The sequence below is a fragment of the Shewanella sp. SM68 genome (genome assembly GCF_025653925.1).
GTDB classification, from domain to species: Bacteria; Pseudomonadota; Gammaproteobacteria; order Enterobacterales; family Shewanellaceae; genus Shewanella; species Shewanella oncorhynchi.
Window position 1 is genome coordinate 92,355 of record NZ_JAKKRU010000006.1, and the last position, 15,090, is coordinate 107,444.

Consider the following 15,090-nt stretch of genomic DNA (forward strand, 5'->3'; position numbering starts at 1 on the left):
CGAGTTAAATATTTAATCTGAGGCATGTGCTGAAATGTGAGTTAAATCATTACAGCATAATGCCTCTATGCTAGACTCGAGCCGTTCATCATTTGGAATACTTATGCATCACACACTCAGTCGTTATTTTTTAGTCATATTCACTCTACTCGCACTCGTCGGGCAAAGTGTCGTGTCTAATGGTCACGCCATGGTGCCACACACTATGGATATGAGTGCGATGAATCATGAGGTTTCCTCCCAAATGCACCACGCTACAATGATGCAGATGGACACGGAGAACAGTTCTGACTCACATTCAATGGCCAACACGGATTGCTGCAACGATAAAATGCTTCCCGGCGCGAAACAGCATTGCTGTGATGGCACCACATCATGTTCAAATGATTGTGGTCATTGTTTGACGATTTCAGTCGCTGGCACTCTATTCAGCCCACACCTCTGGCCAAGTGTGAGCATGAGCGATACTGCAATGGCCACTCCTATGCCTCATTTCCACTCTATCTCTTTGTCTTCGGCCTTTAAACCACCGATAGCCTAGCCCTACTTTGTGCTTATTGGGCAAATAAACCCTTAAAAAAAGCCAAACGACCAAGCTAAAACGACAATGCTGTTAGCCCTAAGCTAACGCCCTATTTAGCCGTTTATTGTGGTGCCTTATCATTAAATCGTGCACCCGAGTCTAGCAAAACGTTGATTACTGAGCCGAATGCCAAATTGTGGCATCAATTCGTCTATCGAAGCGAACCGCTTTGATCCACTGTGCTCACTGACGTTTATGCGCTCGTATTCGGCCGTTAATCCGATGGAGTGAATAATATGAAAACACTAACTAATCTCGCCTTAATCACATTCTTGCTGACCAGCACAAGCGTGTTTGCGACGGCCGCGCCGCACGCACATCAACACGACAATGCCAATCCACAGGAACAAGCCCATACCCATGTTTGCCCTATGCACCCTGAAGTGACTGGCAGCAAAGAAGATACTTGCCCTCAATGTGGTATGAACTTAGAGCCAAAGGCAATAGAAGCAAAACCGGCTGAAGGTGCGGCAAAAAACGCCCACAAACACCACTAAGCTAGGCTGGAGATGAGGCATATGAATTCATTTAAAACCGTAAAAAAGCAGACCCCTAAAGCCGTACTGATCTTGAGTAGCTTACTCTTAGGTACGCCTTGGTTGAGCCATGCCCAACTGGCGAGCACACAAGAGCCCGTGGCGACCGAAGCTGCAGTAAATTCTGCAACAGCGCCTAAAAATAATTCGTTAAATCAAGTAAAAACCTACACTTGCCCTATGCATCCCGAAGTGCTCAGCCATGAGCCTGGTCGCTGCCCTAAGTGCAATATGTTTTTAGTTGAGAAACAAGATACCGCAAACTCTGCGGCCGAGCATGCACAGCATCAAGTCGCAGATCACCAAGCCTCTGAGCATGGACAAATCTTGGCAGCGAAAGCTTCGAGCCAGGTATTCGATACCCCAACACCTAAGGCCGACAGCTTAGTTAAAGCCCAAAACCACGTGACAACAATCAAGTACGTTTGCCCTATGCATGCTCACATCATCAGCGATGTGCCCGGCACTTGCCCTATCTGCGGCATGAACTTAGAAAAAGTCGAAACGGGCGGCAATACCCAAGAAATCAATATCAATGTTTCCGGCAGTATGCAGCAAGCGCTGGCACTCAAAGTCGCCAAGGTTGAACGCGACACACTGTGGAAATTTGTCGAAACCGTCGGTCAAATCGATTACGACGAAAGCCAGATCACCCATATCCATGCCCGCGTCACTGGCTGGATTGAAAAGCTCATGGTCAAATCCGTGGGGGATACCGTCAAGAAAGACCAACTGATCTACGAGATCTACTCTCCCGATTTAATTAACGCCCAAGATGACTACCTGCTCGCCATGGACACCGCCAAAGCAAACGGCCAAGGCCGCTACAAAGATTTGGTGCGCAATGCGGGTTTACGCTTATCTTTCCTCGGTTTTAACGACAGACAAATCAAACAATTAGCCGAGTCACATCAAACCCAGTATCGCGTACCTTTCTACGCCAAAGAGGATGGCATAGTTAAAGCCCTCGACGTTCGTGATGGCATGTACATTCAGCCTTCGACCGAAGTCATGTCCCTAGTGGATCTCTCTAAGGTATGGGTGATTGCCGACGTATTCGAGAATGAGCAAAGCTGGATTGCTAAAGGTCAAAAGGCCGAAATTGCCGTTCCCGCCATGAATATCAGTGGCATCGAAGGCACGATCGATTATATCTACCCTGAGCTTGACCCAGTCACTCGCAGCCTGCGAGTACGAGTGGTTCTCAACAATGCCGACGTAGATTTAAGACCTAAAACCCTCGCGAAAGTCTCGCTATTCGGTGGCCCGAATAAAGATGTGCTCGTGATCCCGCAGGAAGCTTTAATTCAGACGGGTAAAGAAAACCGCGTGATCGTCAAACAAACCGATGACAGCTTTACCGCCAAGGCCGTCACAGTCGGCATGATGAGCCAAGGTAAAGCCGAGATTATTTCAGGCCTGAATGAAGGTGAACGTGTGGTGATTTCGGGGCAATTCTTACTCGACTCCGAAGCCAGTCTCAAGGGCAGCTTAATGCGTTTAAGCAGCGGTCATCAGCACTAGGAGCGCGTTATGTTGAAATATATTATCGAGGCGTCAATCAGGCAGCGATTGATGGTGTTGATTATCGCCATCATGATCACAGTTTGGGGCGTGCAGGAGCTGCGCAAAACGCCGCTTGATGCGCTGCCGGATTTATCCGACGTACAAGTGATCATTAAAACCCCTTACCCGGGCCAAGCGCCTAAATTGGTTGAAGAACAAGTGACTTATCCCTTGTCGACCGCCATGTTAGCCGTACCTGGCGCCAAAACCGTACGTGGTTATTCCATGTTCGGCGACTCCTATGTGTATGTGATTTTTGAAGATGGCACAGACATCTACTGGGCGCGCTCGCGGGTACTCGAGTACCTGAGTCAAATTAGCAGCCGTTTGCCCCAGGGTGTACAACCTTCACTCGGCCCCGATGCATCTGGTGTCGGTTGGGTGTATGAATATGCGCTGGTCGATCGCTCTGGCAATTTAGATTTATCACAACTCAAAAGTCTGCAGGATTGGTATCTCAAGCTAGAGCTGCAAAGCGTGGCAGGCGTGTCTGAAGTTGCCACCGTCGGCGGCATGGAGCAAACCTATCAGATAGTGCTTGAGCCGGATAAAATGGCGATCTATAAACTCGATATCGCCAGCATTAAACAAGCGATCGATAAAGCTAATAGCGAAGCTGGCGGCTCAGTGATCGAAATGGCCGAAGCCGAATACATGGTGCGCGCCAAAGGCTATCGCCAGACGCTAGAGGATTTTCGTGAAATTCCCCTTGGTATCACCAGCCCTTCTGGTACAGGTTTATTACTCAAAGATGTCGCCACTGTGCGCAAAGGCCCAGCCTCACGCCGCGGTATAGCCGAACTCGACGGTGAAGGTGAAGTCGTTGGCGGAATTGTGGTGATGCGTTACGGCGAAAACGCCTTAGCGACGATAGATGCGGTGAAAGCTAAACTCGAAGAACTCAAAGCGGGCCTGCCCGATGGGGTTGAGATTATCCCAACCTATGACAGATCCCACTTGATTCTTAAGTCCGTCGACAACTTGTTTAGCAAGGTCGTCGAAGAAATGTTGGTGGTTGGCTTAGTCTGCTTACTGTTTTTGCTGCATGCGCGCTCCACACTCGTGGCCGTGATAACCCTGCCGCTATCCATCCTTATCGCTTTTATCGTGATGAATAAGATGGGTGTGAACGCCAATATCATGAGCCTTGGCGGCATCGCCATTGCTATCGGCGCCGTGGTGGATGGCGCGATTGTGATGATCGAAAACCTGCACAAGCATTTAGAACATTTCAAAGCCAAACATGATCGCGAGCCCGATACTAAGGAGCATTGGCGCATCGTCACCGAAGCGTCGATTGAAGTCGGCCCTGCGTTATTTTTCTCATTGATTATTATCACCTTAAGCTTTGTGCCTGTGTTCGTACTCGAAGCGCAGGAAGGTCGATTATTCGCGCCACTGGCCTACACTAAAACTTTCGCCATGGCAGCGGCGGCCTTTTTATCGATCACCTTAGTGCCGATTTTGATGGGTTACTTTATTCGCGGCAAAATTCCCAGCGAACGCAGCAATCCTCTCAGTCGCTTCTTGATCGCGCTTTACCAACCTTCGCTCAAACTGGTGCTTAAATTTCCTAAAGTCACCCTGATGTTAGCGTTAGTCGCGCTGGCCAGTGCTTGGTATCCCATGACCCGCATGGGTAGTGAGTTTATGCCCGCCCTTGAAGAAGGCGATTTGCTCTACATGCCAACGGCATTGCCCGGTATCAGTGCCAGTAAGGCCGCCGAAGTCTTGCAGCAAACCGACCGCTTGATTAAAACCGTGCCCGAAGTGGCCCGCGTGTTTGGCAAGGTAGGCCGCGCCGAAACCGCGACCGATCCCGCGCCGCTGACCATGCTTGAAACTACTATCATGCTCAAACCCCATGAGGAATGGCGTGAAGGCATGACCTTAGATGGCATCATTGCCCAACTACAGCAAACCGTCAAAGTACCAGGACTCACCAATGCTTGGGTACAACCCATCAAAACCCGTATTGACATGCTCTCGACGGGGATAAAAACCCCCGTCGGTATTAAGATCACCGGCGCCGATGTCAACGAGCTGCAAAATCTAGGGGCAGAAATAGAGGCCATCCTCAGTAGAGTGCCACACACTAAGTCAGCCTATGCTGAACGCAGTGGTGGCGGGCGTTATATCGATATCACCCCCAAACTCGATGTGGCCGCACGTTACGGTATGTCACTGCAAGATATTCAAGATGTCGTGCGTTACGCCATTGGCGGTATGGATATTGGCGAGTCGGTACAAGGGGCTGAGCGCTATCCCATCAACCTACGTTATCCCCGTGAGCTACGCGATAATATCGAAAAGCTGCGCGAACTCCCTGTGATCACTAAATCGGGAAATTATCTACCACTGCGAAATTTAGCGGATATAGAAATCACCGATGGCGCACCTATGCTCACCAGTGAAAACGGTCGCTTAATCTCTTGGGTGTTTATCGATATTGAAGGCACGTCTATCGGCGAATATATTACGACCGCCAAGAAAGCTTTAAATGCCGAACTCAAGGTGCCCCCGCGCTACAGCTACACTTTTGCAGGGCAGTACGAATATATGCAGCGGGTAGATGCAAAACTTAAGCAAGTGATCCCTATGGCATTAGCCGTCATCTTCATCCTGCTGATGATGACCTTTGGCTCCACCATTCAGGCCAGTATTATCATGCTCAGCCTCCCCTTCGCGTTGGTCGGCAGCACTTGGCTGTTATACCTACTGGATTACAACATCTCAGTGGCAGTCGCCGTCGGTATGATTGCCTTAGCGGGTGTAGCCGCCGAGTTTGGGGTAGTAATGCTGGTGTATCTCAATAACGCCATCAAGCACAGACAAGAGAAAGATAATTACCACAGCGTCAGCGACTTAAAAGAAGCGTTAATGGAAGGTGCCGTTATGCGGATCCGCCCCAAAGCCATGACAGTAGCGACCATCTTCTTCGGTCTACTCCCCATTATGTGGGGTGCAGGATCGGGTAACGATGTGATGCAGAAAATTGCCGCACCTATGGTCGGCGGCATGGTTACGGCCCCATTACTGTCACTGTTTGTACTACCCGCACTTTATCTACTGATTTACTCGCGTAAATTAAAGAAAGACGCGGCGTAATTGAGTGTACGGCGCTAGAACACCGATAAAAATCCCCTCAAACCATTAAAGTTTGAGGGGATTTTCTCATTCAATCAGATTAAAAATCTAATTTTACAACAGTGCCATATACCACTCTGGGTAAAATAAGCCTCTAAGTTTATAGCGCTTATGTGTACCATTGACTCAGTGCCACACAGAATTGACTCAATTCACTGCCGCAGGAAGGATTCCATCACATGACCAAGTCATTTTGTTTAACCATCAGCCGGATATGGCCGCAAGCACTTTCCCTTAAAACCCCATCACGCGCATTACTTGCCGCATTCGGTTTATGCGCTGCGCTCATCATTACAGCACCCGCCTTTGCCGCACCCGCAACCGGTGAATTCGTTGCCGACAAACGCTGTGAGCTATTTCAATCGAAAAATAAGCAGACGAATCCAGACCAATGGCAGAGCAATATTGGTGAGCGCTACCCTGTACTTGAAATCCTCGGCAATAGTGCTAAACCTGATTGGCTAAGAGTGCGCACCAATGCGGTGAAGTCTCCCATGCGTTGGATCAGCGGCGATTGTGGTCAATATCTATCTAATGTTGCTGACAGTAATTTATCAACACCTGCAACGGCGGCGGAACCGGCGCAAACCACCACGGCATCGGACATCAAAGCAAAAAGCCGAGATAGCCTTAAAGAGCATGGTACCCCAGAGAAACGCCAAGGAAATCAATGCCGAATCGGCGGTGAATTTGACGCCAACGTGCTGGCATTAAGCTGGCAAAGCACCTTTTGTGAACTCTATGGCCGCCGTAAAGCCGAATGTCGCGCCCTCAGCCAAACGCCAGAATCGAGCCAATGGCAACACTTCAGCCTGCACGGACTGTGGCCGAATAAACAACAATGCGGCACGCGATATGGCTATTGCAGCACAGTCAAACTGCAACCGAATGATTTCTGTACTTATCCAGAGTTTGAACTGAATCCATCGGTGCGCAAAAATTTAGAAGAAGTCATGCCAAGCGCCCAATATGGCACCTGTTTAGAACGCCACGAATGGTGGAAACACGGCACTTGCCGTAGCCAAGACCCTAACGAGTACTTTTTATTGGCAACCCAGCTGACCCAAGCGGTCAATGCCTCGGCATGGGTACAAAAATTTATTCATGACAACATAGGTAAGAGTGTCAGTAAAAGTGAGTTAAACCAAAGTTTTGATAGCAGCTTCGGTCAAGGCGCTCACACTAAAATGAGTCTTGAATGTGGCAAGGGATTACTGAGTGAAATCCGCATTAACTTGCCCGAAGTCATTAAAACTTCTGACTCCTTACCTAGCCTACTCGCCAAAGCCAATAAGGCCTCAAAAGGCTCCTGCCCTGAAACAATCATGATTGATAACGCTAATTAAACAAATAGTTAGACAAATAAAAACGGCGATTTAGCGTCGCCGTTTTTAACCTTAATGACAGTCCTTAATATGGCTGTCACATCTGATTAAGCTTGATCACCGCAAAGGTAGCGCCTTGGGCGTCAGCAATGACAGAAAATCGTCCCACATCAGGGATATCACTAGGCGGAATGCACACTTGCGCGCCTAAGCTTTGGGCTTTCTCAGCAAACGCATCGCAATCCGCCACCACAAAATAGAGCAGCCAATGGGGAGAGATATCGCCCCATTCGGGCATTATCGTCATCATACCGCCGATGGATTGCCCATCAACTTGCCACTCAGAGTATTCGATGTCTGGCATATCGCTGGGCGTGTTTGTCCAAGGGAATATTTTGCAGTAAAAGGCTTCTTCAGTACGCGGCTCTTTGCAAGCCAGCTCAACCCAGCAAAGGGTATTGAGTTCACCCTGACGGCGAGCACCTATGTGGTTCTTCGCTTGCCACAGTGCAAAACGTGCGCCTTGTGGATCGCTCACCTGCGCCATCACGCCCGCATCTCCCACAATATGCGGCCCCATGTGCACTTGGCCGCCCGCAGCTTGAATCGCTGCAATGCTGGCATCCATATCATCCACGGCAAAGTAGACACGCCAATGACTGGGGATCTGCGACTCAGACTCAGGGATTTGGTACATGGCGCCTAAATCATCACCTGCTAAATTGAATAGCGAAAAATGACCTTCTGGGATAGGCATGTCAACTGAGTTCCAACCAAATAACGCTTGATAAAATGCCTTAGCAGCTTGCCAATCGTGGCTTGCGAGTTCAACCCAACATGCATGTCCTTGTGCGTACTGAGTAATTTTCATCATTGGCTCCTTCATTTTTACAATCATTCGAGTTAAGCCTGAGTTCGGGCTTCTGTCCAGTATCGGGATAAAAAAGATCTGCAGGATTAAAACTCAATGGCCAAATACAAAAAAGCCCTCACGCAGAGGGCTTAAATCATCGAAACAAATTAAGAATACTGAGGCAGTAAATTTGCCATCGCGAGCAGATGACAAGCACCCGTGACTATGCCAAATAGCACCACAAGAATAATCAGCGGCGTACCGCCTATCACTCTAAAACCTGTGCTCTCGGGGAATAACTGCCGTGATTTATAGGCCATCAGCGCCGGGACGATTACCGCCCACACTGTCGCCGCTAATGCCGCAAAGCCAATCGCCACTAAAAAGCCGTCGGGGAACAGTAATCCTAAAATCGTCGGCGGCACAAAGGTCACTAACGCGGTTTTCATCCGGCCAGAGCGCGAATCGTCAAAACCAAACAAGTCGGCGAGATAATCGAACAAACCTAAGGTCACCCCTAAGAAAGATGAAGCCACGGCTAAGTTAGCAAACAGGGTCAACATACTGTTTAACCAGCTACTCGCCATCACCTCAGACAAAGCGCCCACCAACACACCCATATTGCCGCCTTGGGCAATAATGTCGATAAACTGGCTGCGGGGAATATTGCCCATAGTCGCCACTAACCAACAGGCATAAATCACCAGTGCGATAAAGGTGCCGACGAAAATCGCCTTGATAATGGTGGAGGAATCTTTGCCGTAATACTTCACTAAGCTGGGAACGTTACCATGGTAGCCGAAGCTGGCGAGACCAAAGGGCAGCGCCGCCCACAGATAAGGTGAAAAGCTGTTATTACCATCAGGTTCGAGCAACTTAGTCACATCAATTTCGATCAATAAATTGCCGACCGCGAGGAAGAAGGTAATGATCATACCGCCGAGCATAATCGTGGTAATCCGATCCACGGCTTTAGTACTGATCAATACTATACTCGCCAATACTATGGCAAACACCAGCCCTGACACGCTTTGCGGTAACTCAATTCCCATGCCCTGCAAGCTGTGATTCACAATCGAACCACCGCCGCTGATATAGGCATAAGTCAAAATATACAACACGAAAGCAATAGAAACGCCGTTCACTATCCGCCAAAACTGCCCAAGAGTTTGCTTGCTTAAGGTATCGAAGCTAGCACCGGGTTCGAAATGTAAATTGGTTTCGAGCAACAATAAGCCCGACATCAACATGCAAAACCAAATGCCCAATAACATCAAAATCGAATAGCCAAACCACATACCTGCACCGACCACGGGCAGAGAAAACATCCCAGCACCTACGGTCGTGCCAGCAATAATCATGGCACCACCAAGCAAGGACTTACCTGCGGGCTTATGCTTAGCCGCATTCATATGATTTGCCATTAAACTGTGTGCTCCGCGGTGACACTCGCCACTATCGTTTGTCTCACTGACGGACGTAATAAGCTATTGGCCTGATCTCGTATGCGATTGATATTGGACTTATCTTCACTATCCGCCAGATATCCCAATTCTTTGAGCTTCACGCTCAAAGTACCGTAGAGTTTTTTATCGTAGAATTCAGGCGCGGTAATACCATGTAAAGCCCCTAAACGCTGAGCGAGTAAATGGCTCTCAGACTCAAGTTCTGAGCGCTCCATCTTAGGTCTGTTCGCTAACAGATTGAAAATAATAGCGTACCGTTGCAGAGTCTCGCTCACTGAACTGGCTAACAATAATAATTGGCTTGAGTGCTCAGGCACGACAGCTAAAGTATCTGTCTCAACCACTAAACCTTGCCCAATCAGGAAATCCAGTACTTGCTCAACATAGGCTGGTAAGTCTTTAATTCCCATGAAGAGTTCGGCTTTCAGCAATGGATAAAAATCGGCAACGATTGAAACGACTTGCTGGCGCAGGATCTGTTCATTGTGGGTTAAACAACTCGCAATTAATGAAGGAACAATAAATAAGTGAATGATATTGTTACGATAGTAAGTCATAGACACTGCCTGACTCGCTTCGATAGACACTATTTCCCCTAAAGGATCGGCACTAACAACAAACTTGTTCAGCTCTAAACCTTGCTGCACTAAATGCTTACCATCACCTTCCGCAACAGATGTATAAGAAGTGTAAGGCACTTTTTTGAGTAGGGTCAGATACAAATCAAGCTGACGCTCCAGCAGACTACGTTCTAAGGCGTTTTGATCTGTCGCCAGTAAGACTAAGCTAGTCAAAGTCACCGAACTCGCGGCTGCGGCATCATTGATACGCGTCATCACCCGATTAGCCAGCACGTTTACCGCTGGAGTTAACCAACTTGGTTTCTGCTCGGGATCATCGGCCAACTCAGCACGCCAGTTTGGCGCACGCTCATTTAAGAAATTTTGTAAGGTAATAGGCTCGCCAAAATTCACGTAACCTTGGCCAAAATTACCTAATTTGCGAATGGCACCGAACACCTGCCACACAGATTCTTTTTTCTTTTTCTTACCGCTTAACTCTTTATGGTAAGTCGCCACTTCCATCACATGGTCATAGCCTAAATACACAGGCACAAGTGTGACAGGACGTTCAATACCGCGCAGTACGCTGTTCATCGTCATGGCGATCATGCCAGTTTTCGGCGCCAACAGACGGCCAGTACGTGAACGGCCACCTTCGGAGAAGTATTCCACCGAATAACCTTTAGCAAACAGCTGATCTAAATACTCACGAAATACTGCGGTATACAGCTTGTTGCCATTAAAACTACGGCGGATAAAGAAGGCACCACCGCGACGGAACATAGGTCCCGCGGGCCAGAAGTTGAGGTTGATGCCAGCAGCAATGTGCGGCGGAACCATGCCTTGATAATACAAAATATACGATAACAGCAGGTAATCCATGTGGCTGCGATGGCAAGGCACATAAACAATCTCGTGGCCATCGTGATGCAGCTGGCGAACTTGCTCGGCGCCTTTAATGTTGATCCCGCTATAAAGCTTGTTCCACAACCAAGTTAAGAAACGCTCGGCAATACGCACTAAACTATCTGAGTAATCGGCTGCTATTTCATCGAGGTACTCAATAGCCGTCTCGCGCGCTTGGGTCTCAGAAATCTTTTTACTGGCGGCTTCTTCTTGAATCGCTTTGCGCAGCGACTCAGATTTGAGTAACGAATGAAACAGTGCTTGGCGGTTTGGCAGCACAGGCCCTGTCATTACCTTACGTTGACGACGGAAATGCACGCGCGCAACCCGTGCTAACTTATGGGCAATCCCCATGTCGGTGCCATGTTCGTCAGCCATGTAACGCAGGGATACGGCATTCGAAAACTGCACGAAGTTATGTCGACCTAAGAACAGAATCATCAAGCACTTGCGCAGCCAAGTCGGGTTTTCCCGCTCAAATACGGCCGCCTTCATAGTGTCGTCTTCTTTCCCTGGCGTGCGACCCCAATACAAGCTCACGGGTACCAGTTGAATATCTAATTCAGGACGTTCCTTATGCACGGCTAACAAACGCATAAAACATTCGAGGAAAGGCTCATTACCAGCACGCTCGCCAAACAGTGGCTTACGTCCTTGAAGACAGACAACCCGAGGCGCAGTCACACCATTAGCCACTAGAGGCTCATAAGGGCTTGGTAAACCTAACTTAGCCGTTATTTCGCTCAAAGCAGCTATGTCACTGAGGGATTCTGTTTTCATCACATAAACAAGGGGTCTGGAAGCATCCAGATTCAGATCGGCAAAGGGATCCTGAGGCACCACAATAGTGTGCACTAAGTGTTTTTGGATCCAACGTAATGATTTCAACCAAAGAGAGTCGTGTTTAGGCATTATTCTTATGCAATTAAGTGCGTTTACTAGCCCGATAGAATACCAGACTATGGGTAATATTCGCTAATTCTCTCCAACATAGCTAAAAAGTGGTTAATACTTGCGCTGCAAATAATACTGTATATACTAACAGTAACTGTATAGAAAAACAGGAAACACCATGAGACCTTTGACGCCACGCCAAGCTGAAATATTAGAGCTAATTAAACGAAATATTGCCGATACTGGCATGCCACCCACTCGGGCAGAAATCGCAACCCGTTTAGGTTTTAAGAGCGCCAATGCGGCTGAAGAACACCTTAAAGCGTTGGCGAAAAAGGGCTGCATTGAGATCATGCCTGGCACATCTCGGGGCATTCGTCTGCCTGCGGAAATCGAAGATTTGACTGAAACAGGTTTACCGCTCATCGGCCAAGTGGCCGCGGGTGAACCTATCCTCGCCCAAGAACATGTTGAACAGTACTACCAAGTCGACCCAAGCATGTTTCATCCCGCCGCCGATTTTTTACTGCGAGTAAAGGGCGACAGCATGAAAAATATCGGTATTCTCGAAGGTGATTTGCTGGCAGTTCATAAAGTAGAACAAGCTAGAAATGGTCAAGTGGTTGTCGCTAGAGTCGATGACGATGTCACTGTTAAACGTTTCGAAAAAAAAGGTAATGTAGTCTATCTACATGCCGAAAATGAAGATTACTCCCCGATTAAAGTGGATTTAGGCTTCCAAAGTTTAACAATTGAAGGACTCGCCGTCGGTGTGATCCGTAATGGAGATTGGCTATGAATAAACTACTTGGCAATGCCCCCCGCCATCCGGGCTTGTGGCTCGATGAAGTCCGTGATGCCGACTATGACTGGCACCATGCGCCTATCGCCTGTATGCCAACCAAGACTCAAGGTCGCCAAGAATTAATTCATCTGAGTGCACAACTCGCTCAGTTAAGCCAACAGGGCCGTTGGTTAGTGCTCATCAACCCTCCAAGTATTGGCTACAAGCAAACACTCGCTAGCGCAGGTGTGCGTATGGATAGAGTTTTGCTGGTACATGCTAAAGATGAAGTCGAAACCCTGTGGGCGATGGAAAAAGCCCTAACAAGTGGTACGTCCAGTGCAGTCATTACTTGGACTCAATCATTAGATGCGCGGGATAATCGACGCCTACAAATCGTGGCTAAAAGTGCCCGAGCTATGGGCATAGTGCTTGAAGACGTAAATAGTCACTTACATGCCGACGTACGCATTGAGCAAGGCAATCTCTTCGGTCAGCAATCTTTTTTTAGCGCTGTACACTAAATATTCATTTAATTTTTTACCTTGAAAGCCGCCTCACCTATGAATGTGAGGCTTTTTTTTGGCAATTTTTCAGATAATTAGATAAATAAGTGATCTTGATCAATATTTAAACAGCAAGTATGGTTGGTTAAGTCGGTGGTGATATATCACCTTCCGTGGTCAATGAATCGAGTATTTATCGAACTCGAAGCGCCACTAAAAATAGAGAACAAATTTATTTCAGCAGTATGTGCCAGCGTGGCTAATTACCAGCAGTAACAATACTTGATTAAAAGTAACAGCCGCCAACGCACGTTGAAGTCAAAAAAGCTTTTTTGGGAACTGAAGAGTTTGCATAGAGTTGAGACTTACTGTGTTGCTCTTCTTTGTAGTTGCTATTCGCAATTGGCAGAGGAGAAGTCTTGTGAAGCAATTGTTGTATTGTTTACTCGTGGTGCTTTTCGCACCACCGTTGACCGCCGCGGACATGCGGTTCAACATGACCCCTGGCGTGACCGAGATCAGTGGCAAGGTTTATCACTTGCACATGACCATCTTGTATATCTGCTGCGCAATAGGCCTAGTGGTCTTTGGCGTCATGATTTACGCCATGATCAACCACAGAAAATCCAAAGGCGCTGTCGCGTCCCACTTTCACGAAAGCACTAAAGTTGAAATCGCTTGGACGATTCTGCCATTTATCATTTTGATCTTAATGGCGATTCCAGCGACAAAAACTTTAATCGCAATGGAAGATCCCAGCAACGCCGATCTCACCGTAAAAGTCACGGGGTCCCAATGGAAATGGCATTACAGCTATTTCGATCAAGATATTGATTTTTATAGCATACTGACAACACCCAGAGCACAAATTGAAGGCACCGAAACCAAGGGTGAAAACTATCTATTGGAAGTCGATAAACCGCTCGTTCTACCGATAAACCGCAAAATCCGCTTTCTGATGACTTCAGAGGATGTCATCCATTCCTGGTGGGTACCCGCCTTTGCCATTAAGAAAGATGCCAACCCTGGATTTATCAATGAGGCTTGGACTCGCATCGACAAACCCGGCATTTACCGCGGTCAATGCGCCGAACTTTGCGGAAAAGACCATGGTTTTATGCCTATCGTAGTACAAGCGTTACCTGAAGCCGAGTTTGAGGCTTGGGTAACAGAGCAGAAACAAGCCGCAGGTGCTGCGGCTGAAGCCGCTCAAGCCGCTTTATCACAAACCCTAAGTAAAGAAGAGTTGATGACTCAAGGTGAACAAGTTTACCTCGGGCACTGCGCAGCCTGCCACCAGCCCAATGGCGAAGGGTTGCAAGGCGTATTTCCGCACCTTAAAGGTAGCCCGATTGCAACGGGACCGCTCAGCGGCCACCTTGAAATTGTGCTCAACGGTAAAACGGGTACAGCCATGCAAGCGTTTAGTAAGCAATTGACTGCACAAGAAATCGCGGCAGTGACTACCTACGAGCGTAATGCTTGGGGCAATAATACTGGCGATGCAGTGCAAGCCAAAGACGTCAACGAGTACATGAACGGCAATTCTGCACAAACATCCGCCGCGGTACCAAGCAGTACAACTCCGACACCCGCACCTGCAGACGTCTCAGCTGCAATCGATCCCGCAAGCCTCCCCACACTCAGCCATGACGCCCTCATGGCCGAAGGTGAAACTGTCTACGCGACCTTCTGTGCTGCCTGCCATCAAGTGACAGGTGCAGGAATACCACCCGCCTTCCCCGCGCTAGTGGGTAGTGCTATCGCCATTGGACCAGTCGCCAATCACATCGATATTGTGATGCACGGCAAAACGGGCACGGCTATGCAGGCATTTGGCAAACAGCTTAGCCCACAGCAACTTGCAGCAGTCATTACCTATGAACGCAATGCTTGGGATAACAATACCGGCGATACAGTGCAACCTGCTGATATCGCAAGTCATGGACAGTAGGGGATAA

At 48.3% G+C, this 15,090-nt stretch carries 11 protein-coding genes; 8 read left to right on the plus strand and 3 right to left on the minus strand.

Annotated features, from left to right (window positions below; translation table 11 throughout):
• Positions 1–103 precede the first annotated feature (103 nt).
• From L5M40_RS11680 to L5M40_RS11700, 5 genes are all read left to right on the plus strand, one after another.
• Positions 104–541 (plus strand): hypothetical protein, encoded by a 438-nt coding sequence (locus L5M40_RS11680; RefSeq protein WP_263168558.1) that lies wholly within the window; start codon positions 104–106, stop codon positions 539–541.
• Positions 542–819: 278 nt separating this feature from the next.
• Entirely contained in the window at positions 820–1,080 is a 261-nt protein-coding gene (locus L5M40_RS11685; RefSeq protein WP_198572393.1) for a heavy metal-binding domain-containing protein, read from the plus strand.
• 21 nt (positions 1,081–1,101) lie between these two features.
• Complete coding sequence (locus L5M40_RS11690; protein ID WP_263168561.1) at positions 1,102–2,643, plus strand: efflux RND transporter periplasmic adaptor subunit; 1,542 nt, start codon at positions 1,102–1,104, stop codon at positions 2,641–2,643.
• Positions 2,644–2,652: 9 nt separating this feature from the next.
• Positions 2,653–5,793: an efflux RND transporter permease subunit gene (locus L5M40_RS11695; protein ID WP_263256691.1), complete on the plus strand. Its 3,141-nt coding sequence runs from the start codon at positions 2,653–2,655 to the stop codon at positions 5,791–5,793.
• Between the two features lie 218 nt (positions 5,794–6,011).
• Positions 6,012–7,178 carry a ribonuclease T2 gene (locus L5M40_RS11700; RefSeq protein ID WP_263147440.1) on the plus strand — a complete coding sequence of 389 codons (1,167 nt, stop codon included), beginning with the start codon at positions 6,012–6,014 and terminating at the stop codon, positions 7,176–7,178.
• A 76-nt stretch (positions 7,179–7,254) separates the two neighbouring features.
• On the opposite strand, the gene L5M40_RS11705 is transcribed toward L5M40_RS11700, so the two are convergent.
• The 3 genes from L5M40_RS11705 to plsB all read right to left on the minus strand — a co-directional run bounded on the left by L5M40_RS11705 (position 7,255) and on the right by plsB (position 11,857).
• Positions 7,255–8,028, minus strand: coding sequence for a VOC family protein (locus L5M40_RS11705; protein ID WP_263147438.1), 774 nt, complete (start codon positions 8,026–8,028; stop codon positions 7,255–7,257).
• A 149-nt stretch (positions 8,029–8,177) separates the two neighbouring features.
• Positions 8,178–9,434, minus strand: a complete 1,257-nt coding sequence (gene mtr / locus L5M40_RS11710) for a tryptophan permease (protein WP_263147435.1) — start codon at positions 9,432–9,434, stop codon at positions 8,178–8,180.
• Positions 9,434–11,857, minus strand: a complete 2,424-nt coding sequence (gene plsB, locus L5M40_RS11715) for a glycerol-3-phosphate 1-O-acyltransferase PlsB (protein WP_105250638.1) — start codon at positions 11,855–11,857, stop codon at positions 9,434–9,436. The genes mtr and plsB overlap by 1 nt, the downstream gene beginning before the upstream one ends.
• 160 nt (positions 11,858–12,017) lie before the next feature.
• Here plsB and lexA point away from each other — a divergent pair, with 160 nt between their 5' ends.
• The 3 genes from lexA (at position 12,018) to coxB (ending at position 15,083) form a co-directional block, all read left to right on the plus strand.
• Positions 12,018–12,638 carry a transcriptional repressor LexA gene (gene lexA, locus L5M40_RS11720; RefSeq protein ID WP_105250639.1) on the plus strand — a complete coding sequence of 207 codons (621 nt, stop codon included), beginning with the start codon at positions 12,018–12,020 and terminating at the stop codon, positions 12,636–12,638.
• A complete protein-coding gene (locus L5M40_RS11725) occupies positions 12,635–13,147 on the plus strand; it encodes a cell division inhibitor SulA (RefSeq protein ID WP_212599505.1) in 513 nt (170 codons plus the stop codon). Before lexA ends, L5M40_RS11725 begins: the two co-directional genes overlap by 4 nt.
• Positions 13,148–13,550: 403 nt before the next feature.
• Positions 13,551–15,083 carry a cytochrome c oxidase subunit II gene (gene coxB / locus L5M40_RS11730; RefSeq protein WP_212599504.1) on the plus strand — a complete coding sequence of 511 codons (1,533 nt, stop codon included), beginning with the start codon at positions 13,551–13,553 and terminating at the stop codon, positions 15,081–15,083.
• Positions 15,084–15,090: the final 7 nt, after the last annotated feature.

Excerpts from the sequence above, each read along its gene's own strand:
- L5M40_RS11680 (WP_263168558.1), top strand. The coding sequence starts at position 104 with ATGCATCACACACTCAGTCGTTATTTTTTAGTCATATTCACTCTACTC.
- L5M40_RS11685 (WP_198572393.1), top strand. The coding sequence starts at position 820 with ATGAAAACACTAACTAATCTCGCCTTAATCACATTCTTGCTGACCAGC.
- L5M40_RS11690 (WP_263168561.1), top strand. The coding sequence starts at position 1,102 with ATGAATTCATTTAAAACCGTAAAAAAGCAGACCCCTAAAGCCGTACTG.
- L5M40_RS11695 (WP_263256691.1), top strand. The coding sequence starts at position 2,653 with ATGTTGAAATATATTATCGAGGCGTCAATCAGGCAGCGATTGATGGTG.
- L5M40_RS11700 (WP_263147440.1), top strand. The coding sequence starts at position 6,012 with ATGACCAAGTCATTTTGTTTAACCATCAGCCGGATATGGCCGCAAGCA.
- L5M40_RS11705 (WP_263147438.1), bottom strand. The coding sequence starts at position 8,028 with ATGAAAATTACTCAGTACGCACAAGGACATGCATGTTGGGTTGAACTC.
- mtr (WP_263147435.1), bottom strand. The coding sequence starts at position 9,434 with ATGGCAAATCATATGAATGCGGCTAAGCATAAGCCCGCAGGTAAGTCC.
- plsB (WP_105250638.1), bottom strand. The coding sequence starts at position 11,857 with ATGCCTAAACACGACTCTCTTTGGTTGAAATCATTACGTTGGATCCAA.
- lexA (WP_105250639.1), top strand. The coding sequence starts at position 12,018 with ATGAGACCTTTGACGCCACGCCAAGCTGAAATATTAGAGCTAATTAAA.
- L5M40_RS11725 (WP_212599505.1), top strand. The coding sequence starts at position 12,635 with ATGAATAAACTACTTGGCAATGCCCCCCGCCATCCGGGCTTGTGGCTC.